Here is a 22,321-nt window from a genome sequence, read left to right as displayed (position 1 = left end):
GATTCAGGTGTCAAAAATGTTCCAATATGCGCGATACGGCCTTCGTCTCGCTCGATGATCGCAGGGTTTGCCCTGAAGTATCACGATTTCTCATCGAAATCCGATGGCGGAGACGTAAGTAAGTGATTGAATTCATGTGGTAACGTAAAAACATGCGCAAATCGAAAATTTTGTGTTTCGTTTTTATTCGCTTTTGGGGTAGAAGATGGTCCACCCAGGTGCGACCAGCGGAGAGGGCGGTGGGCAGCGTTGAACATCAGGACCTCTACGATCTGTTCGTCATCGGCGGCGGCATCAACGGCTGTGGCATCGCCCGCGATGCGGCGGGGCGAGGATTGAAGGTGGTCCTTGCCGAGATGGATGACCTGGCGTCCGCCACCTCCAGCGCCTCGACCAAGCTCTTTCATGGCGGCCTGCGCTATCTCGAGTATTTCGAGATCCGTCTCGTGCGCGAGGCGCTGGTCGAACGCGAGGTATTGCTCACGGCGATGCCGCATATCAGTTGGCCGATGCGCTTCGTGCTGCCTTACTACGACGACATGCGTTTCGAGGGCGCGACTCCCACGTCGCGCATCCTCGGCATCGTCATGCCGTGGATGCGGGGGCGCCGCCCCGCCTGGCTGATCCGTCTCGGCCTGTTCCTCTATGACAATCTCGGCGGCCGGAAGATCCTGCCGGGAACGCGCTCCCTCGATCTGGCGTCCGACCCCGCGGGCCGCCCGCTCAAGGACAAGTTCCGCAAGGCCTTCGAGTATTCCGACTGCTGGATCGAGGATTCCCGTCTTGTCGTCCTGAACGCGCGCGATGCTGCTGCGCGCGGAGCGACGATCCTGACGCGAGCCAAGGTCACGGCGGCACGGCAGGTGCAGGGTGTCTGGGAAGTCACTGTCGCGGACAAGCAACGAACCCGCAAGGTCCGGGCACGGATGCTCGTCAATGCCGGCGGGCCGTGGGTCGGCGACATCATTCAAGACACGATGGGGCTGCGCTCCGGCGAGGGCGTGCGACTGGTGCGCGGCAGCCATATCGTGACGAAACGGCTCTATGACCACGACAAGTGCTACTTCTTCCAGGGCGAGGATGGCCGGATCATCTTCGCGATCCCCTACGAGACCGACTTCACCCTGATCGGCACGACCGACGCGGAGCACCCGGATGCCTCGATCAAGCCGGTCTGCACACCGGAGGAACAGGACTACCTCTGCGCCTTTGCGTCGAAATATTTCGAAAAGCCGGTGACGCGCTCCGACATTGTCTGGACCTATTCCGGAGTCCGGCCGCTTTACGACGACGGCGCCCAGTCGGCGACGGCGGCGACCAGGGACTATACCTTGAAGATCGACACCTCGGCCGGGGCGCCGGTGCTCAACGTCTTCGGCGGCAAGATCACCACCTACCGCCGGCTCGCCGAGAGTGCGATGGAGAAGATCGGCGCGGCTCTGGGAGGCGCGACGGCTGACTGGACGGGGGGCGTGCCGCTGCCGGGCGGCGACTTCCCGGTCGGCGACGTGGCGCGGCTGATCGCGGAACTGAAGGCCGCCTATCCGTTCCTGAGCGAATTCTGGGCCCGCCGCCTCGTCCGGGCCTATGGGAGCGAGGCGCGGTCCGTGCTCGGCGACGCGCAGTCAGCGGCAGACCTCGGCGAGGACTTCGGCGCGACGCTGAGCGAACGCGAGGTCGTCTGGCTCATGGACAAGGAGTTCGCACGCACCGCCGAGGACGTGGTCTGGCGGCGCTCGAAGCTCGGTCTTCGGATGGGCGCGGACCGGGTCGCCACGCTTGATGCATGGATGGAGAAGGCTCGCCGCAACGCAACGTTTCACGCGGCCGAGTAGGGGGTAGGGAGAGAGCAATGACATTGACGCTTGATGGGGTCACCAAGGTCGTGAACGGCCAGACCCACATACACCCCACCACCCTGACACTCCAGAACGGGACGATGAACGTTCTTCTCGGGCCGACGCTGTCTGGAAAGACCTCGCTGATGCGGCTCATGGCCGGGCTCGACGTGCCGCAGAGCGGCCGCGTCCTGTGGAACGGCGAGGACGTGACCCGCCAGCGCGTGCAGGATCGCAAGGTGGCGATGGTCTACCAGCAGTTCATCAACTACCCGTCGATGACCGTCTACGAGAACATCGCCAGCCCGATGCGGCTCATGGGCAAGTCGAAGGACGAGATCGACAGGGCGGTGCGCCAGTCCGCCGAGCTGATGAAGCTGACCCCGCTGCTCGACCGCAAGCCGCTGGAGCTTTCGGGCGGCCAGCAGCAGCGCTGCGCGCTAGCGCGCGCGCTTGTGAAGAACGCGGGCCTCGTGCTTCTCGACGAACCGCTCGCGAATCTCGACTACAAGCTGCGCGAGGAGCTCCGGGTGGAGATCCCGAAGATCTTCGAGGAATCGGGCTCGATCTTCGTCTATGCGACCACGGAACCCGAGGAGGCGCTGCTCCTTGGCGGCAATACCGCGACGCTCTGGGAGGGCCGTGTCACACAGTTCGGTCCCACGCCCGAGGTCTACCGCCAACCGGTCGACGCGACCACCGCGCGTGTCTTCTCGGATCCGCCGATGAATTTCATGCAGGTGTCGAAGACCGGCGGAAAGCTGATGTTCGGCGACGGCCAGTCCTCGCCGCTGACGGGCAAGCTGCGCGATCTGGCTGACGGCCGCTATGTCGCGGGCTTCCGTCCGAACCACGTCGAGCTCGAAAAGCATACTTCCGACGCGATGGTCTTCACGGCGACACTCGATGTCACCGAGATCACCGGGTCGGAGACCTACGTCCACCTCGATCATAACGGCGTCCGCTGGGTCGGGCTGGTCCATGGGGTGCGCAACCTGCCGCTCGGCCAGGAAATCAAGGTCTATCTCGACCCCGCCCATGTCTACATCTTCGGCGAGGACGGCGCGCTCGTCGTGCCCGCCGCCTACGCACTCGCAGCCTGAGGGGACGCGACCATGGCCAAGATCACGCTCGACAACCTCGCGCATTCCTACCTCGCGAACCCGAAATCGGAAGACGACTACGCGCTGAAGGAACTGAACCACGTCTGGAACGACGGCGAGGCCTATGCGCTGCTCGGCGCGTCCGGCTGTGGCAAGTCCACGCTGCTCAACATCATCTCGGGGCTCCTGAAACCCTCGCGCGGGCGGATCCTCTTCAACGATCAGGACGTGACGGATGCGCCGACGGCCGAGCGCAACATCGCGCAGGTGTTCCAGTTCCCGGTCGTCTACGACACGATGACCGTGCGCGACAACCTCGCCTTCCCGCTGCGCAACCGCGGCCGCGACGAGGCCTATGTCGCCGAGCGTGTGCAGGAAATCGCCCGCATGATCGGCATGGAGGCGGAACTCGACCGCAAGGCCCGCGGACTTACGGCGGATGCCAAGCAGAAGATCTCGCTCGGCCGCGGCATGGTCCGCAAGGAGGTCAACGCGCTTCTCTTCGACGAGCCGCTGACCGTGATCGACCCGCACATGAAGTGGGAGCTGCGCACCCAGCTAAAGTCGCTGCACCATGAGTTCGGCCACACGATGATCTATGTCACCCACGACCAGACCGAGGCACTGACCTTCGCCGACAAGGTGGTGGTGATGTATGACGGCCGCGTCGTGCAGATCGGCACGCCGCAGGAGCTGTTCGAGACGCCCGCCCATACCTTCGTGGGCTATTTCATCGGCTCTCCCGGCATGAACGTGATCCCCGCGACCATCGAAGGCAACGTCGCCAACGTCAACGGCTCACGGGTGACGCTGTCGCAGGCCTTCGGTAAGCTCGACGGCAAGGTAGCGATCGGGGTCCGCCCCGAATATGCGACGCTCTCGGCCAGCGAGGGCCTGCCTGTCAAGGTGCGCCGCGTCGAGGACGTGGGTCGTCACAAGATCATCCGCGCCGAGTTCTTCGGCAACGATATCAACATCATCGCCGACGAGGGCGCTTCGATCGGCGCGGACATGAACCGGGTCGTCTTCGACCCCGCCCATATCAACGTCTACGCCAATGACTGGCGTGTGGAAGGGGAGGCCGCGTGATGGAAAAGACGGTCAACCAGAAGGCCTGGTTCCTCGTTCTGCCGGTGCTTCTCTTGGTGGCGTTCTCGGCGGTGATCCCGCTGATGACGGTGGTCAACTACTCGGTCCAGGACACGTTCGGCAACAACGTCTTCTTCTGGGCCGGGCTCGAATGGTTCACCGAGATGCTGGAAAGCGACCGGATGTGGGCCGCGCTCGGCCGGCAGCTGGTGTTCTCGGGCATCATCCTCGCGATCGAGGTGCCGCTCGGCATATTCGTCGCGCTGAACATGCCGAAGAAGGGCTTCTGGGCCTCGGTCTGCCTCGTCCTGATGGCGCTACCGTTGCTGATCCCGTGGAACGTGGTCGGTACGATCTGGCAGATCTTCGGCCGCGTCGATATCGGCCTGCTCGGCCACACGCTCGACGCTTTCGGCATCGACTACAACTACACGCAGGGCTTCATCGCCGCCTGGACCACGGTCATCGTCATGGATGTCTGGCACTGGACGTCGCTCGTCGCGCTGCTCGCCTATGCCGGCCTCCAGTCGATCCCCGATGCCTATTACCAGGCCGCCAAGATCGACCAGGCGAGCCGCTGGAAGGTGTTCCGCTACATAGAGCTGCCGAAGATGCAGGGCGTCCTGATGATCGCGATCCTGCTGCGCTTCATGGACAGCTTCATGATCTATACCGAGCCCTTCGTCGTGACCGGCGGCGGGCCGGGCAACTCGACCACGTTCCTGTCGATCGACCTCGTGAAGATGGCGCTCGGCCAGTTCGACCTTGGCCCCGCGGCCGCCTTCTCGATCATGTACTTCCTGGTGATCCTGCTGATCTCGTGGGTGTTCTACACCGTGATGACCAACCTCGATAAAAGCGAGGGCAAGTAAATGGCCGACACGACGCTCAACCAGACGGCGCCGCGCGGCCTCGGACTTCCCCGCGTGAACAGCCGGGCCATCGTGATGACGCTCTATCTCGTGTTCCTGCTCTTGCCGATCTACTGGCTGGTCAACATGAGCCTGAAGACGAACACCGAGATCCTGAACGTCTTCTCGCTCTGGCCGCGCAACCTCACCTTTGCGAACTACGCGACGATCCTTACGGATTCGAGCTGGTACATGGGTTACGTCAACAGCCTGATCTATGTGGTGATGAACACCGTCATCTCGATCACGGTGGCGCTGCCGGCCGCCTATGCCTTCAGCCGCTACTCGTTCCTCGGCGACAAGCACCTGTTCTTCTGGCTGCTCACCAACCGCATGGCGCCGCCCGCCGTCTTCGCGCTGCCGTTCTTCCAGTTCTACTCGTCGGTCGGGCTCTTCGACACCCACATCGCGGTGGCGCTGGCGCACTGCCTCTTCAACGTGCCGCTGGCGGTCTGGATCCTCGAAGGCTTCATGCGCGGCGTCCCGAAGGAGATCGACGAAACCGCCTATATCGACGGCTACAGCTTCGGGCGCTTCTTCATCCGCATCTTCACGCCGCTGATCGCCAGCGGGATCGGCGTCGCCGCATTCTTCTGCTTCATGTTCTCCTGGGTCGAACTGCTGCTCAGCCGCACACTGACCTCGGTGAACGCCAAGCCGATCGCCGCGACGATGACCCGCACGGTCTCGGCCTCGGGGCTCGACTGGGGGGTGCTGGCCGCGGCCGGTGTGCTGACCATCGTTCCCGGCGCGCTCGTGATCTACTTCGTCCGCAACTACATCGCCAAGGGCTTCGCCCTCGGCCGCGTGTGATCCCGGGAAAGGGAGGAAAATCCCATGAGCTGGATGGCCTGGACCGTACCGACCGCGATCTTCTTCGCCGTCATCGCCTGCCTTCTCGTCACCTTCACGATCCTCGCGATCAGATTTCCCGAGACGCCGCGCGTCGGCGTGCTCCGGATCGAAACGACCCGTGGTGATCGCCTGTTCATCACGCTTCTGGGCTCGGCCTTCATCAATCTGGCCTGGCTCGGTCTTGTCAGTGCGCCGCAATGGGGCGCCCTGATCGTCTGCCTGATCTACGCCGCAGCGGTGTTCCGCTGGGTCTGAAAGGGCACTGCAAGGAGGTGGTTCGCTGGCGGGCAAACTGGCGAACCGTTTGATAATATATAGTTCTAAGGGAGGAACACATGAAATTGCCATTCAAGTCGACGACAGCTATGGGCATGGCGCTTGCGCTCTTGTCCGGCCCGGCCTTCGCCGGAATGGAGGAGGCGAAAGCCTTCCTCGATGCCGAGATCGGCGATCTCTCGACGCTGAGCCGCGCGGATCAGGAAGCCGAGATGCAGTGGTTCGTCGATGCCGCGGCACCCTTCGCCGGCATGGACATCAAGGTGGTGTCCGAGACCATCACCACGCACGAGTACGAATCCAAGGTGCTTGCGCCCGCCTTCACCGCGATCACCGGCATCCAGGTCACGCATGACCTGATCGGCGAAGGGGACGTGGTCGAGAAGCTGCAGACCCAGATGCAGTCGGGCGAGAACATCTACGACGCCTATATCAACGACTCGGACCTGATCGGCACCCACTGGCGCTACCAGCAGGCCCGCATCCTCGACGACTGGATGACCGGCGAAGGCGCGGACGTTACCAACCCGAACCTCGACGTCGCCGATTTCATCGGCAAGGAGTTCACCACGGCGCCGGACGGCAAGCTGTACCAGTTGCCCGACCAGCAGTTCGCGAACCTCTACTGGTTCCGCTACGACTGGTTCAACGACGAAAAGACCAAGGCCGACTTCAAGGAAGCCTATGGCTATGATCTTGGCGTTCCGGTCAACTGGTCGGCCTACGAGGACATCGCTGAGTTCTTCACCGGTCGCGATATGTCCTACATGGGTGGGCCGACCAGCGTCTATGGCAACATGGACTACGGCAAGAAGGACCCGAGCCTCGGCTGGCGCTACACCGACGCCTGGATGTCGATGGCCGGCATGGGCGACGTGGGTGAGCCGAACGGTCTGCCGGTCGACGAATGGGGCATCCGCGTGGACGAGAACTCGCGTCCCGTCGGGTCCTGCGTGGCGCGGGGCGGTGCGACCAACGACGCGGCCGCGGTCTATGCCGTCACGAAGGCCATCGAGTGGCTCGAGAAGTACTCGCCCCCGGCTGCCGCGGGCATGACCTTCTCCGAGGCCGGCCCGGTCCCGGCGCAGGGCGAGATCGCCCAGCAGATGTTCTGGTACACCGCCTTCACCGCCGACATGGTGAAGGAAGGCCTGCCGGTCATGAACGAGGACGGCACGCCGAAGTGGCGCATGGCGCCCTCGCCGCACGGTGCCTACTGGCAGGATGGCCAGAAGGTCGGCTACCAGGACGCCGGCTCCTGGACGCTGATGAAATCGACCCCGGTCGATCGCGCCAAGGCGGCCTGGCTCTATGCCCAGTTCGTCACCTCGAAGACCGTGGACGTGAAGAAGAGCCACGTCGGCCTGACCTTCATCCGCGAGTCCACGATCCAGCACCAGAGCTTCACCGACCGCGCGCCGAATCTTGGCGGCCTGATCGAGTTCTACCGCTCGCCGGCCCGCGTGCAGTGGTCGCCGACCGGCACGAACGTGCCTGATTATCCGAAGCTCGCGCAACTCTGGTGGCAGAACATCGGCGATGCGATGTCCGGCGCCAAGACCCCGCAGGGGGCGCTCGACGCGCTTTGCGAGGAGCAGGAGAAGGTGCTCGAGCGGCTCGAGCGTGCCGGCGTCCAGGGTGACATCGGCCCGATGATGAACGAGCCGAAGGATCCGCAGGAATGGCTCGACGCGCCCGGCGCGCCGGTCGCCAAGATCGACGAGGATCCCACCCCGGAAACGATCGGCTATGATGAACTGATCGCGTCCTGGCAGTAACCTGCCCCTGGCCGGGGCTTTCGGGCCCCGGCCATCCGATCCTTCCCACCGGCCAGTTCACAAATCGACAGGGGCGGCGCCATGACCCATGTTCTCGCCATCGATCAGGGCACGACATCGAGCCGCGCCATCGTCTTCGACAGCGCCATGCGCGTCATCGCAACGGCCCAGGAAGAGTTCCCGCAGCACTTCCCCGCCAGCGGCTGGGTCGAACATGACCCGACGGACCTCTGGTCGACGACCGCCGGGACCTGCCGCGCCGCCATCGAGCGTGCCGGGCTGAAACCGTCCGACATTGCCGCCGTGGGCATCACCAACCAGCGCGAGACGACGCTCGTCTGGGACGCTAGGACCGGCCAGCCGGTTCACAATGCGATCGTCTGGCAGGATCGCCGAACCTCTGATTTCTGCAAGGAACTGCGCGACACTGGCGATGCCGAGACGATCACCGCGCGGACCGGGCTTCTGGCAGACCCGTATTTCTCCGGCACCAAGCTCAGATGGATACTTGACCATGTCGACGGCGCCCGCGAGCGCGCGGCGCGGGGCGAGCTTAAATTCGGCACCGTCGACAGCTATTTGGTCTGGAATCTCACCGGCGGCACGGTTCATGCCACCGACGCGACCAACGCCGCACGGACGATGCTTTATGACATTCACAAGGGCCGCTGGAGCCGCACCATCTGCGAGCGGTTCGGCATTCCCATGGAGATGCTGCCCGAGGTGCGAGACAGTGCCGCGGACTTCGGCCACACGCGCGCCGATCTTTTCGGTCGCGAGCTGCCGATCCTCGGCGTGGCCGGCGACCAGCAGGCGGCGACGGTGGGGCAGGCCTGCTTCACCCCCGGAATGATGAAATCGACCTATGGGACCGGGTGCTTCGCGCTTCTGAACACCGGCGACACTCCGGTCGCGTCGAAGAACCGGCTCCTGACGACGATCGCCTACCAACTCGACGGCAAGCCGACTTACGCGCTCGAAGGCTCGATCTTCATCGCCGGCGCGGTGGTGCAATGGCTGCGCGATGGGCTGAGGATCATCCGCTCGGCTGCCGAGACCCAGCCCATGGCGGAACAGTCCGATCCGGCCCAGGACGTGATCCTCGTGCCGGCCTTCACCGGCCTCGGCGCGCCTTACTGGAACGCGGAAAGCCGCGGCGCGGTCTTTGGACTCACGCGCAATTCCGGGCCGAACGAGCTTGCCCGCGCGGCGCTCGAAAGCGTGGGCTACCAGACCCGCGACCTTCTCGACGCGATGCATGCGGACTGGTCGCGGGAAGGCGGCGCCGGCGTGCTGCGCGTCGATGGCGGGCTCAGCGCCTCGGACTTCGCCATGCAGTTCCTCGCCGATATAATCGGTGCCCCGGTCGACCGGCCGCGTATCCTCGAAACCACCGCGAAGGGGGCGGCTTGGCTCGCCGGTCAGCGCGCCGGCCTCTATCCCGGTCAGGATGAGTTCGCCAAGGGCTGGGCGCTCGAACGCCGGTTCGAGCCTGTGATGGGCGACGCCACCCGGGCGGCCAAACATGCCAACTGGAAACGCGCGGTGCAAAGCACGCTGGGGTATTGACCGATGGCGGATGCCCCGGCCTTCTCGATCGCCTGCCCGACACGCATCCGCTTCGGTCCCGGCACACACCGCGAACTGCAAGACCTTCTACCCCCCGATGTTCGGAGCATTGCCTTCGTGCAGGGTTTCAGCGGTACCGCGGCCGCGCCGGTCCTGAACGGCTTGCGCGAACGTGGGCTTGACCCGGTGGTGCTGCGCTGCGCGGGCGAACCCACGGTCGGTTCGGTCAACGCGGCCTGCGAGGCATTGAACGGCGCGGTGCCGGACGCGGTCGTGGCCTGTGGCGGGGGATCGGTCATCGACACCGGCAAGGCGCTGTCGTTCCTTCTGTCGCACGATCTCCGGCTTGACGAGGATTTCGAGACCCTCGATGCCCGCCTTTTGTCGGCGCCGGCACGGGTGCCCTGCATCGCCATCCCGACGACGGCCGGCACGGGGGCAGAGGTGACGGCCAACGCGGTGCTCGACGTGCCGTCCCGGGCGGCAAAGATCAGCCTGAGAGGGCGTGCCGTCGCCCCCGACCTCGCCATCGTCGATCCTGAACTGATGCGCTCGGCCCCGGTGCAGGTCAAGCTTTACGCCGGGCTCGACGCGGTGACGCAGGTGATCGAAGCCTATGTCTCCGCGGCCCGAACCCCCTTCTCGGACGCCCTGAGCCGCCCGGCGATCGCCACGGGGCTCGACTCCCTGCGCCGCGTGATCGAGACGGACAGCCCGCAAGCGATGCGGGATCTGGCCTGGGTCAGCCTGTCCAGCGGCCTTGCGCTCGCCAACGGCGGGCTTGGCGCCGCCCATGGTCTGGCCTCGGTTCTCGGCGCGCGAAGTTCGGCACCGCATGGCGCGCTCTGCGGACGGCTCCTGCTGCCGGTCCTGCGCTGCAACCATGCGCTCGCGGCCTCGGGAACGGACGTGCAGCGCCGCCTCGCCGAATGCGTCGGCTTGATCTCACGCGCGTTTCCGTCAGAAGACGGAGCCGATCCGCTCTCGGGCCTGGAACGGTGGATGGACCTGCAGGGCCTGCCGCGTCTCTCAGATTGGTCCTTCCGCCTGACATCGCTCGGAGATCTGGCTGATGCCGCAGTCACCGCGTCGTCCAGCCGCAAGAATGCGGTGCCGCTGACAGCAGACGATCTAAACAAAGTTCTGAAAGACGCGTTTTGATCGTGCGCTTCATTCCCTGCAACGGAAGAAAGCACTGCAATGACATCTCGCGACTGCCGGATGTCGAAGGGGGCAAGCCCAGGCGGCGGCGTTCAAGCGCTACCCGAGCGCGTTGTTTGACATCGTGAGTTGCGCGTGCTTCGCGGACCTCCTGGCCGCCTAAAGCTTTGCCACAATGTCCGTCGTCAGGGTTTTCTGGAGTACTGAGGCGGGTGCGCAGCGGCGGCACCGGCTCGTCTGTGGCTTCAGTTCAGGCGGCCGCTATCTGGTGTTGCAAGCGACGCTGACGGATGCTGACGCCAGACAATGACTGTCCTCACGAGATCGTGGGGGCGATTCATCGCATGATGCTCCCGCATTTCTTGGGCTTCGGTCGCAAACGGCCTATAATCCGGCCCCATTGGTTTCCGGTCGCTTGCGTCGGCCGAGCCAGAGCACGCACGATAGGAGAAAGCCCTATGAACTCCGTCCCGCTTAACCGCCGAACTCTTCTGGTCGCTGGCGGCTCGGTCCTGGCCACTGGCATGTCCGGCCTGATCGCGCCCGCCCGGGCGGGCGGAATCGAACCAACGCTGTCCATGCGGGGCGGGTCCAACAACTACCTTCCCGGCGCTCCGATCGTGGAGCGGATCGGTGGCGGGGGCTTCTGGATGTCTGGCACCGTGCGGCGAGCCGGCGACGGTGCCCCGCTCGCGGGGCAGCGCATTCAGATATGGGCGCATACCACCGAAGGGCACGAGCGCGATCCACACAGTCACGGCGCCACGATCACGGACGCGAACGGCGTATTCCGCCTTGAGATGCCGCAGATCGTGCCCGCCTTCGGACAGCCGCATGGCCATCTAGCCTATGACAGCGGTGAATTCGAAACCGTCTTTCTCCGTCCCGTCATGGGAAGCGCAAAAGATACCAGCCTAAACGCGCACTTCGTCCTCCAGCCGATCTGACCGCGTTGGGCCAGAATGGCATGCGCTTGGCCCGAGCAATCCTGATCTGGGCCGCGCTCGCGACAGCCGTCGGCCTGCCTATTGCCGCGGCATCGGCGAGTCCGCTGCTCGCATGGCGCGACCCGGTCTATATAGCGGCAGGCTTTGCTGGCATCATGGCGATGACACTGATGCTGGCTCAGCCTCTTCTGGCGGGCGGATACCTGCCTGGGCTGCGCGCTCCTCGAGGCCGGCGTGTGCATCGCTGGGTCGGCGGCGTTCTCCTTGTGGCGGTATTCACGCACGTTGCGGGCCTCTGGATCACCAGTCCGCCGGATGTGGTCGACGCCCTTCTCTTCGTGTCTCCGACGCCGTTCTCCTCCTGGGGCGTGGTTGCGATGTGGGCGCTCTTCGCCACGGCGCTCCTCGCAGCGCTCCGCAGAAGGCTTCGTCTGGGGTTGCGCGCGTGGAGGTTCGCTCACACGGGCCTCGCGCTTGTGATCGTCGTGGGAAGCGCGGTCCACGCCATACTGATCGAGGGCACGATGGAGACGGTCTCGAAGGTGGCACTTTGCGCATTGGTTGCTGTGGCGACCGCGAAGGTCGTGATCGATCTCCGGATCTGGGCGAAGCGAGCGTCGACGCGTTGAGGGACGCCAGCGTACGACAGTTCAACATGCATCCGGTTCCCGTTCGAATCGGCATACGCACTTGCGGCGAATGTCTTCTCCAATGGGCGGCATCGGAAGTGTAGCCTCAGCGATCTGGCGAGACGCCCGCCTGGTTGCTTATGGCTTCCTTCTGAGGGCCTCGTAAGGCGTCTTGCCGTTGACGTGCCGATCAAGGCCCGCGAGAGTGACACGCACTGACAGCCGGGACTGAGGTTCGCATGCGCAACGCTGACAATCTCTTCGCCCCCGACTTCCAGACAACGCCCTATTGGTGGGACCGCACGCCCCGGCCGCACCTGCCCGAGACCGATCCGCCGGTCGCGGCCGATGTCGTAATCGTCGGCTCTGGCTATACCGGCCTTCACGCTGCTGTAGAGGCCGCGCGGGCTGGGATGGCGACCGTTGTTATCGACGCTGAGGCGGCCGGCTGGGGCTGCAGCAGCCGCAATGGCGGGCAGATCTCGACCAGTGTGAAACCCGACTATGCCACCCTTTCGCGCTGCTATGGCGCGGCGGTGGCCGAGGCGATCCTGCGCGATGGTCAGGCGTCTCTCGACTTCGTCGGGGATTTCGTCGGGCGCGAAGGGATCGACTGCGACTTCCGGGTCGTCGGCCGGTTCCACGGCGCCCATCTGCCGGCGAAATACGACGCGCTCGCCCGCGCTCTCGAGGCGCCGAACCCGGCTTTCGAGACTCGCGCCTTCATGGTTCCGCGCGAGGATCTGCACGGCGAACTCGGGACAGACGCCTATTTCGGCGGCTGCGTGTTCCCCAACCATGCGAGCGTCGATCCGGCTCGCTACCATGACGGTCTCTTGCGTGTTGCCCGCGAGGCCGGCGCAAAAGTCATTCCCCATTGCCCGGCGACTTCGATCGCCCGACGCGCCGGCACCCATGACGTCGCTACGCCGCGCGGCACGATCCGCGCCGGCCGCGTGATCCTCGCCACCAACGGTTACAGCGGCCCGCTCTCTCCCTGGCACCGGTGCCGGGTCATCCCGATCGGCTCCTACATGATCGCGACGGAACCGATCGCGCCGGAACTGATGGATCGGCTCTTTCCGAAGGATAGGGTCCTCTCGGACACCCGCCGGCTCGTCTACTACTACCGTCCATCGCCCGACCGGCGCCGGGTTCTCTTCGGCGGTCGAGTCTCGGTCAGCGAAACCGATCCGAGGAAGAGCGGGCCAAAGCTCCATGCAGAACTCTCGCGGCTCTTCCCGGAACTGCGAAGAACCCGGATCAGCCATTCTTGGATGGGCTTCGTTGCCTACACCTTCGACACGCTCGCCCATATCGGTGAAACAGACGGAATCCTCTACGCGATGGGCTATTGCGGGTCGGGTGTCGGAATGGCCAGCTATCTGGGGGCGAAACTCGGGTTGAAGGCGGCCGGTTTCGAAGGGGCATGCACCGGGTTTGACGGCCTGAGTTTTTCGACGCGACCGCTCTATTCCGGCAATCCTTGGTTTCTTGGCCCCGCAGTGATGGCATATCGCATCAGGGATAGGTTCGGTCTCTGATTCTCCGATGTGCTGCGCTGAACCAAACCTTGGGTCAGAGGCTCGATTGCCGAGCCTCTTTTCGCCGTTGAGCTCCAGCCTTCGGTTGCCGGGCGATTCAGCAGGGCCGCCGCGCCGATGGAACATTGACCTTGCACGCGGTCATGAAGAAGCGGATCGGGCGACCGTCGGCATCAGTGACGGCATGCCGTTTGGTGATCATGCCGCCCTTGGTTCGGCCGATCAGTCGGCCCCTCTGGTCGTCTGGTCTCCGTGCGGCCCCTGACTCATCCCGTAAAAGCAAGATCAATAGGTCTGAAGCCTAGCCGATATATCGCTGCCTCACCGCGTGAACTTCTTGTATTTCACCCGCTTCGGCTCCACCGAATCCGGCCCCAGCCGCCGGATCTTGTCTTCCTCGTAGGCCTCGAAGTTGCCCTCGAACCATTCGACATGGGCCTCGCCCTCGAAGGCGAGGATGTGGGTGCAGAGGCGGTCGAGGAAGAAGCGGTCGTGCGAGATGATGACGGCGCAGCCGGCGAAGTCGTCGAGCGCCGCTTCCAGCGCCTGCAGCGTTTCCACGTCGAGGTCGTTGGTCGGTTCGTCGAGGAGGAGGACGTTGCCGCCGGATTTCAGCAGTTTCGCCATGTGGACGCGGTTGCGTTCGCCGCCCGAGAGGAGCCCCACCTTCTTCTGCTGGTCGCCGCCCTTGAAGTTGAAGGACGAGCAATAGGCGCGCGAGTTCACGGTGGCGTCGCCGAGCTCGATTTGCTCGGCGCCGCCGGAGATCTCCTCCCACACGGTCTTGTTGGCATCGAGCGCGTCGCGCGACTGGTCGACATAGGAGAGCTTCACCGTGTCGCCGTAGGAGACGCTGCCCGCGTCGGGCTGTTCCTGCCCGGTCAGCATGCGGAAGAGCGTGGTCTTGCCGGCGCCGTTCGGGCCGATGACGCCGACGATGCCGCCGGGCGGCAGCGCGAAGGAGAGATCCTCGATCAGCTGCTTGTCGCCCATGTGCTTCTTCAGCCCCTCGACCTCGATCACCTTGCCGCCGAGGCGGGGGCCGTTCGGGATGATGATCTGGGCGCGGGAGAGCTTGTCGCGCTCGGACTGGTCGGCGAGCTCGTTGTACTTGTTGATCCGGGCCTTCTGCTTGGCCTGCCGCGCCTTGGCGCCGGCTCGGATCCACTCCAGTTCGCGTTCGAGCACCTTCTGGCGCGCCTTGTCCTCGCGGGCTTCCTGGGCGAGGCGCTTGGCCTTCTGTTCGAGCCAGGCGGAGTAGTTGCCCTCGTAGGGGATGCCGCGGCCGCGGTCGAGCTCGAGGATCCAGCCGGTGATGTCGTCGAGGAAGTAGCGGTCGTGGGTGACGCAGAGGATGGTGCCGGTGTATTCGATCAGGTGCTTTTGCAGCCAGGCGATGGTCTCGGCGTCGAGGTGGTTGGTCGGCTCGTCGAGAAGGAGCATGTCGGGCGCTTCGAGGAGAAGCTTGCAGAGCGCTACCCGGCGGCGCTCACCGCCCGAGAGCGTGTCGACATTGGCCTCGTCGGGCGGGCAGCGGAGGGCCTCCATCGCGACGTCGATCTGGCTGTCGAGGTCCCATAGATTCTCGGCGTCGATCTCGTCCTGGAGCTTGGCCATCTCGTCGGCGGTCTCGTCGGAGTAGTTCATCGCCAGTTCGTTGTAGCGGTCGAGCTTGGCCTTCTTGGCGGCGACCCCGAGCATGACGTTGTCGCGGACGTTGAGCGAGGCGTCGAGCTGGGGTTCCTGCGGCAGGTAGCCGACGGTCGCGCCCTTGGCGGCCCAGGCCTCGCCGGAGAAGTCCTTGTCGATGCCGGCCATGATCCTGAGGAGCGTGGACTTACCCGCGCCGTTAACGCCGACGACGCCGATCTTCACGCCGGGCAGGAAGTTCAGGCGGATGTTCTCGAAGCATTTCTTGCCGCCGGGATAGGTCTTGGAGACGCCATCCATGTGGTAGACGTATTGGTAGGATGCCATGGGATGCCTCGCGCCGCTGAAATCTGGGTTCGCGGCGTTCTAGCTGGGTGGGCGGGGTGGCGCAACGGGGCATCGGCGCGGCTTTTCGCGGGAATCGGCATCCGTGGTAGGATCGTGGCCTCAGGAAAGGGAAACGAGATGATCGGGGGAAGCCATGCGAGCGTCCTCGCGTCGGTTGCCGTGCTGCTGTTGCTGGCGGGGGCGGCCACGGGTCAGTCGAGCGAGTACGAGCGCGCGCAGATCGTCGCCGAGCGCAAGCCCGTGATGGGCGATCTCCAGGACAACTACTGGATTCTGTTCAACGTCAACAAGGGCGACAGCGAGGATTTCGCGGCCGCCTCGGCGGCGGCGCGGGAGATGTCGGCGCTGATGACGCGGTTCGTGTCACTGCTGGAGCCGGGCACGGCGCGCGGCGAAGCGCCGGGATCGCGGGCGAAGCCGGAGGTCTGGAGCGAGCCTGAGACCTTCGTCAGCGCCGTCGAGACCTTCCAGGAGGCCACGGCGGCGATGGCGGCGGCGGCAGAGACGGGCGACCGGGAGACCTACATGGGCGAGTTCGAGAGTTTTACAGGTGCCTGTACGGCCTGTCACGGATTGCGGCCGTCGAGCGGCGGGATGTTCCGCTTCGCCAAGGGCGAATAAGCGCGGCGCTCAGGTCAGCGTCTTGCCGAACCAGTGCGTCGCCGGCCAGCCGGTGTAGGCGGGGATGTCGCCCCAGCCGTCTGAACGGTAGAGCGCAATCGCTTCGGTCAATGACTCGTTGCTGTCGAGCCGGAGCTGGGCGAGTCCCATGGAGCGGGCCTCGTCCTCTATCGCGCGCATCATGCGGCGGGCAAGGCCGTGGCCGCGCGCGGACGCGTCAACCCAGAGCCGCTTCACCTCGCCCACGCCGGGCGAAAGCGTCTTGAGCGCGACGCAGGCGACGGGCTGGCCATCGTCGCGGCGCGCGATCAGGAAGGCGCCCCCCGGTGGGCGGTAGGAGGCGGCTTCGGGGTCGGGGTCGGGCACATGCGAGGCGGGCATGCCCGCGATCCGTTCGGACAAAAGATGGAGATAGGCCGTGAGGCATCGGCGCGCCTCGGGCGTTTCCGGATCGACGCGGAGGATCGTTATGCGGTCCTGGAAAGACGTCATGGCGAGTGGCTCCACTTGTCGGCCGGAGGATGTTCCATCATAGCCCGTCCAACAGGTCTTGGGCACGAGACGGCGTTCGGTGGATTTGACAATGCTCCCCGAGCGATAGCAGATGGTCCGGCAGAGTGCGAGAGAGGTATTCGATGCGGGCGGGAATGCCGGTGGCGGGGCCGGGCCAGACGGTCGGGCTGCTCGGCGGGTCCTTCGACCCCGCCCATGAAGGCCATGCGCATATCACGCGGGAGGCGCTGAAGCGGTTCGGGCTTGACCGGGTCTGGTGGCTGGTCTCGCCGGGCAATCCCCTGAAGGCGCATGGGCCGGCGCCGATGGCAAAGCGGATCGCGCGGGCGCGGGCGGTGATGGATCATCCCAAGGTCGTCGTTACCGATGTCGAGGCTCGGCTCGGCACGCGCTACACCGCCGAGACCCTGCAGCACCTGATGGCGCTTTATCCCGGCGTGCGGTTCGTCTGGCTGATGGGGGCCGACAACCTTGCCCAGTTCCACCTCTGGAAGGACTGGGACTGGATCATGCAGAACGTGCCGGTCGGGATCTTCGCGCGGCCGGACGCGCGGCTGGCCGCGCGGGGGGCGCGGGCGGCGGAGGAATATGCGCGCTACCGGCTGCCGGCAGAGGCTGCACGGCTCTTGCCGCGCCGCGCGACACCGGCCTGGTGCTTCCTCGACATGCCCATGCTGCGCCTCTCGTCGAGCGCGATCCGCGCGCGTGGCGACTGGCGCAAGGGAGACACGGGCAACCGCTGACGGACGCCGGGGGCTTGCCGTGCGCGGCAGTCTGCGCCAGATTTGCGCCATGACGGAGGATCCGGCCACCCGCGTCTCGCGGCGCTTCGTGCTTGGCGGCCTGGCGGCCTGCGGGGCAGGCGCCGCATGGGCCGAGGCGCCGCTGTCCTCGCTGCGACCGGTTGCGCGGGCGGGGCTTGCCGGTGCACCGGTGAATGCGCCGGTTGCTGCGGATCTCATCGCGTCGGCGCGGCTCACGGGCGATGTCGGCTTTGTGGTGGCCGATGCCGCGACCGGCGAGGTGCTTGAGGCGCGGGACGGCGGCCGTCCGATGCCGCCGGCATCGACCTCGAAGGTCATTACCTCGCTCTACGCGCTCGCCCATCTCGGCGCGCCGCACCGGTTCGCGACGCGGCTGATCGCGACCGGGCCGGTCTCGGGCGGCAGGGTCGAGGGCGATCTCGTGCTCGCCGGCGGCGGGGATCCGGAGCTTTCGACCGACGATCTCGGCGACATGGTGGCGGCGCTGGCGGCGGCCGGGATCCGGGAGGTGGGCGGGCGGTTTCTCGTCTGGGGCGGCGCGCTGCCCTATCTCGAGGCGATCGACGTCAGCCAGCCGGACTGGCTTGGCTACAACCCGGCAGTTTGCGGGCTGAACCTGAACTTCAACCGGGTGAACTTCGTCTGGAAACGGGAAGGCTCTGGCTACAATGTCGGCATGGACGCCCGTGCCGCGCGGTTCGCGCCCGAGGTCCATTCCGCGACGGTGAAGGTCGCGGACCGCGCGGGGCCGATCTACACCTACCGGAACGGCGGGGCGGTCGAGGAATGGACCGTGGCACGGGGCGCGCTCGGCAAGGAGGGCAGCCGCTGGCTGCCGGTGCGACGGCCCGACCTCTATGCCGGCGACGTGTTCCACACGCTCGCGCGGGCGCAGGGCGTGGCGCTGGCGGCGCCGGAGGCGGCCGGGGCCGTGCCGCAGGGAACGGTGGTCGTGCAGCGGGAAAGCCGCGAGCTGGTCATGATCTTGCGCGACATGATGAAATATTCCACCAACATGACTGCCGAGGCGGTCGGCATGGCGGCCTCGCTCCGGCGGGGCGCCACCAGCCATGTCGCCTCGGGGCACGAGATGGCGGCGTGGCTCGGTGCAGAGGCCGGGACGACGACGGCGCGGTTCGCCGATCATTCGGGGCTCGTCGGGGCCTCGCGGATCTCGGCGGAGGACATGGTGCAGGTGCTGGTGCGGCTCGGTCGCGGGGCGGGCATCCAGGGGCTGATGAAGCCGGTGAAGTTCAAGGACAGCAAGGGTCGCCGGATTGCCGATCCGAAGGTCAAGGTGGTGGCCAAGACCGGGACACTGAACTTCGTCTCGACGCTCGCGGGTTATGTGACGCCGCCGCAGGGCCGCGAGCTGGCCTTCGCGATCTTCACCGGCGATATCGCGCGCCGTGACGCGGTGCCGGAGGCGCAGCGCGAGCGGCCCGAGGGCAGCCGCGCTTGGATCGGCCGCTCGCGGCGGCTGCAGCAGGAACTGATCCAGCGCTGGATGGCTGTTTACGCGGCTTGATCCCGACGCCCGTTGTCGCAAAGGGGTGCGAAGGGCGCGGTGTCGCCGTCAGGATAGTCTTGGAGGAGCCGGCATGTCCGGACCCGCCGGGAAACAGGGGGCGACATGGCGACGAATGGCGGATTGCCGAACATCCTGTTGATCATTGCGGACCAGATGACGCCGTTCATGCTGGAGGCCTGCGGCCACCGCGGGGCGCGAACGCGGCATATCACGGCGCTCGCGGACCGGGCGGTGAACTTCACCAATGCCTATACGCCCAGCCCGATCTGCGTACCCGCACGGTCCTGCCTGATGACCGGGCTTCTGACCTCGACGACCGGGTGCTACGACAACGGCGATCCCTATTCGAGCTTCATCCCCACCTTCGCGCACTACCTGACCAATGCCGGTTATGACACTGTCCTGTCGGGCAAGATGCATTTCATCGGCGCCGATCAGTTGCATGGCTATGCGCGGCGGCTGAACACCGACATCTACCCGTCCGGCTTCATCTGGTCCTATCCGCTGCTGCCCGAAGACGACCCCGAGGCAAAAGCCTTCGATTTCGCGCCGCAATACCGAGCGGAGAATATCGGGCCGGGATGGACGGTCGAGCTGCAATACGACGAGGAGACCCAGTTCCGGGCGCTCGAATACCTGCGACATGCACCCGACGACAGGCCCTGGATGCTGACGGTGAGCTTCACCAACCCGCATCCGCCCTATGTGGTGCCGCGCCGCTATTGGGAGATGTACAAGGACGCCGACCTGCCCTTGCCGCACTATCCAGAGGATATGGACGCGAAGTACTCCGATTTCGACCGGGCTTTCATCCGCTGGTACGGGCTCGACCGGAAGTCGATCCGGGAGCCTGAGCACCTGACCGCGATGCGCCGGGGCTTTGCCGCGCTCGCGCATTACATCGACGACAAGGTCGGCGAGTTGATGGATGTGCTGGACGAGCAGGGTCTGACCGACGACACCATCGTCATCTTTACCTCCGATCATGGCGAGATGCTGGGCGAGAAGGGGCTGATCCAGAAGCGCAGCCTCTACGAGTGGTCGGCGCGCATTCCCCTGATCGTGGCGATGCCCGGCGGTGCGCGACGCGACGTCGTGACGCCGGTCTCGCTGCTCGATCTGCCGGCGACGCTGGTCGATCTGGCCGGGCAGGAGCAGGCGCGGGCGATGGAGGGGCGCACGCTGGTGCCGGCGCTCCGGGGCGAGGCGCTGGAGGAGGTTCCGATCATCGGCGAGTACCACGGCGAGGGCATCATGCGTCCAAGCTTCATGGTGCGGAAGGGGCCCTGGAAATACCTCTACTGCCACCGCTCGGCGCCGCAGCTTTTCAATCTGGACGAGGATCCCGGCGAATGGATGAACCGCGCGGGCGATCCCGGTGTGGCCGGAATCGAGGCCGAGCTGAACGCGGTCATCACCGGCGGGCGGTTCGATCTTGACGCGATCGAGGCCGACGTCTGGGCCCGCCTGCCGCAGAAGGCGGTGGTCAATGCCGCCATGGCCGCGAACGGCACTGCCTGGGACTATCGGGCGGAGGACGCCGCCACCCGAAAGTACGTCCGCGCCTGAGGCCGTGGTCAGCGCCCGTAACGCTCGGCGGTCAGACCGTCGAAGTCGATCTCGGGCTTCTTGCCCATCACCAGATCGGCGACCGCGCGGCCCGATCCGGCCGCCATCGTCCAGCCGAGCGTGCCGTGGCCGGTGTTGAGGTAGAGGTTGCGGTAGCGCGACGGGCCGAGGATCGGCGTGCCGTCCGGCGTCATCGGCCGAAGCCCGGTCCACCCCTCGGCCTGGCTGAGGTCGCCACCCTTCGGGAAGAGGTCGCCGATCACATGGCGCACAGTGTCTGTGGCGTGCGGTCCGAGGCGGTTCGAATAGCCGGCGATCTCGGCGGTGCCGGCGACGCGGATACGGTCGCCGAGCCGGGTGATCGCGACCTTGTGGGTCTCGTCCATGATCGTCGATTGCGGCGCGAAGCGGTCGTCGGTCACCGGCAGCGTCACCGAATAGCCCTTGACCGGGTAGACCGGCAACCGGAGGTCGATCGGGTTGAGCAGGTTCGGCGCGAAACTCCCGAGCGCGCATACATAGGCGTCGCCGGTGACGAGGCCGAGCTTGTCGGTGCGCACGCCCTTCACCTTCTCGCCCTCGACCGCGATCATCTGGATCTTCTGGCCGTAGTGGAAGGTCGCGCCAAGCGCGGCCGCCTTCTCGGCGAGCGCCATGGTGAATAGGCGGCAATCGCCGGTGCGGTCCGCGGTGAGCCTCAGGCCGCCGACGAACTTGTCCTTGACCTCGGCCAGCGCCGGTTCGGCCGCGATGCAGCCGTCGCGGTCAAGGACCTCGAAGGGGCTGTCGAACTCGGCGAGGATCGCCTGGTCGGCCTTCGAGCCCTTGAGCTGCTTCTCGGTTCGGAAGAGCTGCAAGGTGCCCTGCTCGCGGCCATCGTATTCGATCCCGGTCTCAGCGATGAGCTCGGGCATGACGTCGCGCGAATAGTTCGAGATCCGGACCATGCGCGACTTGTTCACCGCATAGGCGGCGTCGTTGCAGTTTGTCAGCATCTGCGCGCCCCATTTCCACATCGTGGGGCTGATCAGCGGCCAGATGAAGAGAGGGCGGCGCTTCATGAAGAGCCATTTCAGGGCCTTCATCGGCACGCCGGGGGCGGCCCAGGGCGAGGTCATGCCGTAGGAAAGTTCGCCCGCATTGGCATAGCTCGTCTCCAGCCCCGGACCGGGCTGGCGGTCAAGCACCACGACCTCGGCGCCCTGACGGGCGAGATAGTAGGCGGTCGTCACGCCGATCACGCCGGCGCCCATCACGACGATCTTCATGGTCCTGTCCCCGCTGATTCCGGTCCGCGCGCTACCATAGCATGGCTGGTGCGGCAATTCGGATCGGTGGCTGGTCTTATCGGACCGGATGAACTGGACTGCGTAGCGTCAGGAACTTGCGCTCAGTTGGGCTTGACGGCGACGAGTATGACCCCGAGCTCTTCCTCGGCGTCCTTGAGCTTCTTCACGTTTTCGGCGGGCAGGGTGGCGGTATCGGCCTCGACCTCCTCCATCGCGAGGAGCGGGCTGCCGATCTCGTTCTCCAGTCGCTGGATCGTGGCGAGCTTCTCGGGTTCCAGATGGGCGAGGGAGTAGAGCATGGTGGCCTCCTTGCGATCGGTTGCGCGGCCAGTCTAG

General features: G+C 65.6%; 20 protein-coding genes and 1 pseudogene. 16 read left to right on the top strand and 5 right to left on the bottom strand.

Annotated features, from left to right (window positions below; translation table 11 throughout):
* Positions 1-239 precede the first annotated feature (239 nt).
* The 12 genes from glpD to R5H32_RS17450 all read left to right on the top strand — a co-directional run bounded on the left by glpD (position 240) and on the right by R5H32_RS17450 (position 13,700).
* Positions 240-1,835, top strand: coding sequence for a glycerol-3-phosphate dehydrogenase (gene glpD / locus R5H32_RS17505; RefSeq protein ID WP_318339984.1), 1,596 nt, complete (start codon positions 240-242; stop codon positions 1,833-1,835).
* A gap of 17 nt (positions 1,836-1,852) precedes the next feature.
* Positions 1,853-2,941, top strand: coding sequence for an ABC transporter ATP-binding protein (locus tag R5H32_RS17500; RefSeq protein WP_318339983.1), 1,089 nt, complete (start codon positions 1,853-1,855; stop codon positions 2,939-2,941).
* A 12-nt stretch (positions 2,942-2,953) separates the two neighbouring features.
* Positions 2,954-4,030 (top strand): ABC transporter ATP-binding protein, encoded by a 1,077-nt coding sequence (locus tag R5H32_RS17495; protein ID WP_318339982.1) that lies wholly within the window; start codon positions 2,954-2,956, stop codon positions 4,028-4,030.
* Positions 4,030-4,902, top strand: coding sequence for a sugar ABC transporter permease (locus R5H32_RS17490; protein ID WP_318339981.1), 873 nt, complete (start codon positions 4,030-4,032; stop codon positions 4,900-4,902). Before R5H32_RS17495 ends, R5H32_RS17490 begins: the two co-directional genes overlap by 1 nt.
* Positions 4,903-5,754, top strand: a complete 852-nt coding sequence (locus R5H32_RS17485) for a carbohydrate ABC transporter permease (RefSeq protein ID WP_318339980.1) — start codon at positions 4,903-4,905, stop codon at positions 5,752-5,754.
* Positions 5,755-5,778: 24 nt separating this feature from the next.
* The gene (locus tag R5H32_RS17480; RefSeq protein ID WP_318339979.1) at positions 5,779-6,051 is read left to right on the top strand and encodes a DUF2160 domain-containing protein; all 273 of its coding nucleotides are present in this window, start codon (positions 5,779-5,781) and stop codon (positions 6,049-6,051) included.
* Positions 6,052-6,131: 80 nt separating this feature from the next.
* Positions 6,132-7,850, top strand: coding sequence for an ABC transporter substrate-binding protein (locus R5H32_RS17475; protein WP_318339978.1), 1,719 nt, complete (start codon positions 6,132-6,134; stop codon positions 7,848-7,850).
* Positions 7,851-7,931: 81 nt separating this feature from the next.
* On the top strand, positions 7,932-9,419 hold the full coding sequence (gene glpK, locus R5H32_RS17470; RefSeq protein WP_318339977.1) for a glycerol kinase GlpK: 1,488 nt from the start codon (positions 7,932-7,934) through the stop codon (positions 9,417-9,419).
* Positions 9,420-9,422: 3 nt separating this feature from the next.
* Entirely contained in the window at positions 9,423-10,580 is a 1,158-nt protein-coding gene (locus R5H32_RS17465; protein ID WP_318339976.1) for an iron-containing alcohol dehydrogenase, read from the top strand.
* 524 nt (positions 10,581-11,104) lie between these two features.
* Positions 11,105-11,527, top strand: a complete 423-nt coding sequence (locus R5H32_RS17460) for a twin-arginine translocation pathway signal (protein ID WP_412099036.1) — start codon at positions 11,105-11,107, stop codon at positions 11,525-11,527.
* 20 nt (positions 11,528-11,547) lie between these two features.
* The gene (locus R5H32_RS17455; RefSeq protein ID WP_318339974.1) at positions 11,548-12,156 is read left to right on the top strand and encodes a ferric reductase-like transmembrane domain-containing protein; all 609 of its coding nucleotides are present in this window, start codon (positions 11,548-11,550) and stop codon (positions 12,154-12,156) included.
* Between the two features lie 239 nt (positions 12,157-12,395).
* A complete protein-coding gene (locus R5H32_RS17450) occupies positions 12,396-13,700 on the top strand; it encodes an FAD-binding oxidoreductase (RefSeq protein ID WP_318339973.1) in 1,305 nt (434 codons plus the stop codon).
* Between the two features lie 80 nt (positions 13,701-13,780).
* On the opposite strand, the pseudogene R5H32_RS17445 reads toward R5H32_RS17450, so the two are convergent.
* Together R5H32_RS17445 and ettA are read right to left on the bottom strand one after the other, a co-directional pair.
* Positions 13,781-13,944, bottom strand: a pseudogene (locus R5H32_RS17445) (IS5/IS1182 family transposase); the annotation flags it as partial.
* A gap of 77 nt (positions 13,945-14,021) precedes the next feature.
* Positions 14,022-15,677: an energy-dependent translational throttle protein EttA gene (ettA, locus tag R5H32_RS17440; protein WP_263339134.1), complete on the bottom strand. Its 1,656-nt coding sequence runs from the start codon at positions 15,675-15,677 to the stop codon at positions 14,022-14,024.
* Between the two features lie 138 nt (positions 15,678-15,815).
* Here ettA and R5H32_RS17435 point away from each other — a divergent pair, with 138 nt between their 5' ends.
* Positions 15,816-16,319 (top strand): cytochrome c, encoded by a 504-nt coding sequence (locus R5H32_RS17435; protein ID WP_318339972.1) that lies wholly within the window; start codon positions 15,816-15,818, stop codon positions 16,317-16,319.
* Positions 16,320-16,328: 9 nt separating this feature from the next.
* On the opposite strand, the gene R5H32_RS17430 is transcribed toward R5H32_RS17435, so the two are convergent.
* Positions 16,329-16,811 carry a GNAT family N-acetyltransferase gene (locus tag R5H32_RS17430; RefSeq protein WP_318339971.1) on the bottom strand — a complete coding sequence of 161 codons (483 nt, stop codon included), beginning with the start codon at positions 16,809-16,811 and terminating at the stop codon, positions 16,329-16,331.
* Positions 16,812-16,954: 143 nt separating this feature from the next.
* On the opposite strand from R5H32_RS17430, the gene R5H32_RS17425 reads away from it, so the two are divergent.
* From R5H32_RS17425 to betC, 3 genes are all read left to right on the top strand, one after another.
* Entirely contained in the window at positions 16,955-17,575 is a 621-nt protein-coding gene (locus tag R5H32_RS17425; RefSeq protein ID WP_318339970.1) for a nicotinate-nucleotide adenylyltransferase, read from the top strand.
* 49 nt (positions 17,576-17,624) lie between these two features.
* Positions 17,625-19,124, top strand: coding sequence for a D-alanyl-D-alanine carboxypeptidase/D-alanyl-D-alanine-endopeptidase (gene dacB, locus R5H32_RS17420; protein ID WP_318339969.1), 1,500 nt, complete (start codon positions 17,625-17,627; stop codon positions 19,122-19,124).
* A gap of 105 nt (positions 19,125-19,229) precedes the next feature.
* Positions 19,230-20,696, top strand: a complete 1,467-nt coding sequence (gene betC / locus R5H32_RS17415; RefSeq protein ID WP_318339968.1) for a choline-sulfatase — start codon at positions 19,230-19,232, stop codon at positions 20,694-20,696.
* A gap of 8 nt (positions 20,697-20,704) precedes the next feature.
* On the opposite strand, the gene R5H32_RS17410 is transcribed toward betC, so the two are convergent.
* Together R5H32_RS17410 and R5H32_RS17405 are read right to left on the bottom strand one after the other, a co-directional pair.
* Positions 20,705-22,021, bottom strand: a complete 1,317-nt coding sequence (locus tag R5H32_RS17410; RefSeq protein ID WP_412099035.1) for a D-amino acid dehydrogenase — start codon at positions 22,019-22,021, stop codon at positions 20,705-20,707.
* 65 nt (positions 22,022-22,086) lie between these two features.
* Positions 22,087-22,284, bottom strand: coding sequence for a hypothetical protein (locus R5H32_RS17405; protein ID WP_318339966.1), 198 nt, complete (start codon positions 22,282-22,284; stop codon positions 22,087-22,089).
* Between the last annotated feature and the right edge of the window lie 37 nt (positions 22,285-22,321).

The organism is Defluviimonas sp. D31 (genome assembly GCF_033436765.1).
Classification (GTDB): Bacteria; Pseudomonadota; Alphaproteobacteria; order Rhodobacterales; family Rhodobacteraceae; genus Albidovulum.
This window is presented reverse-complemented; position numbering and strand designations above follow the sequence as displayed.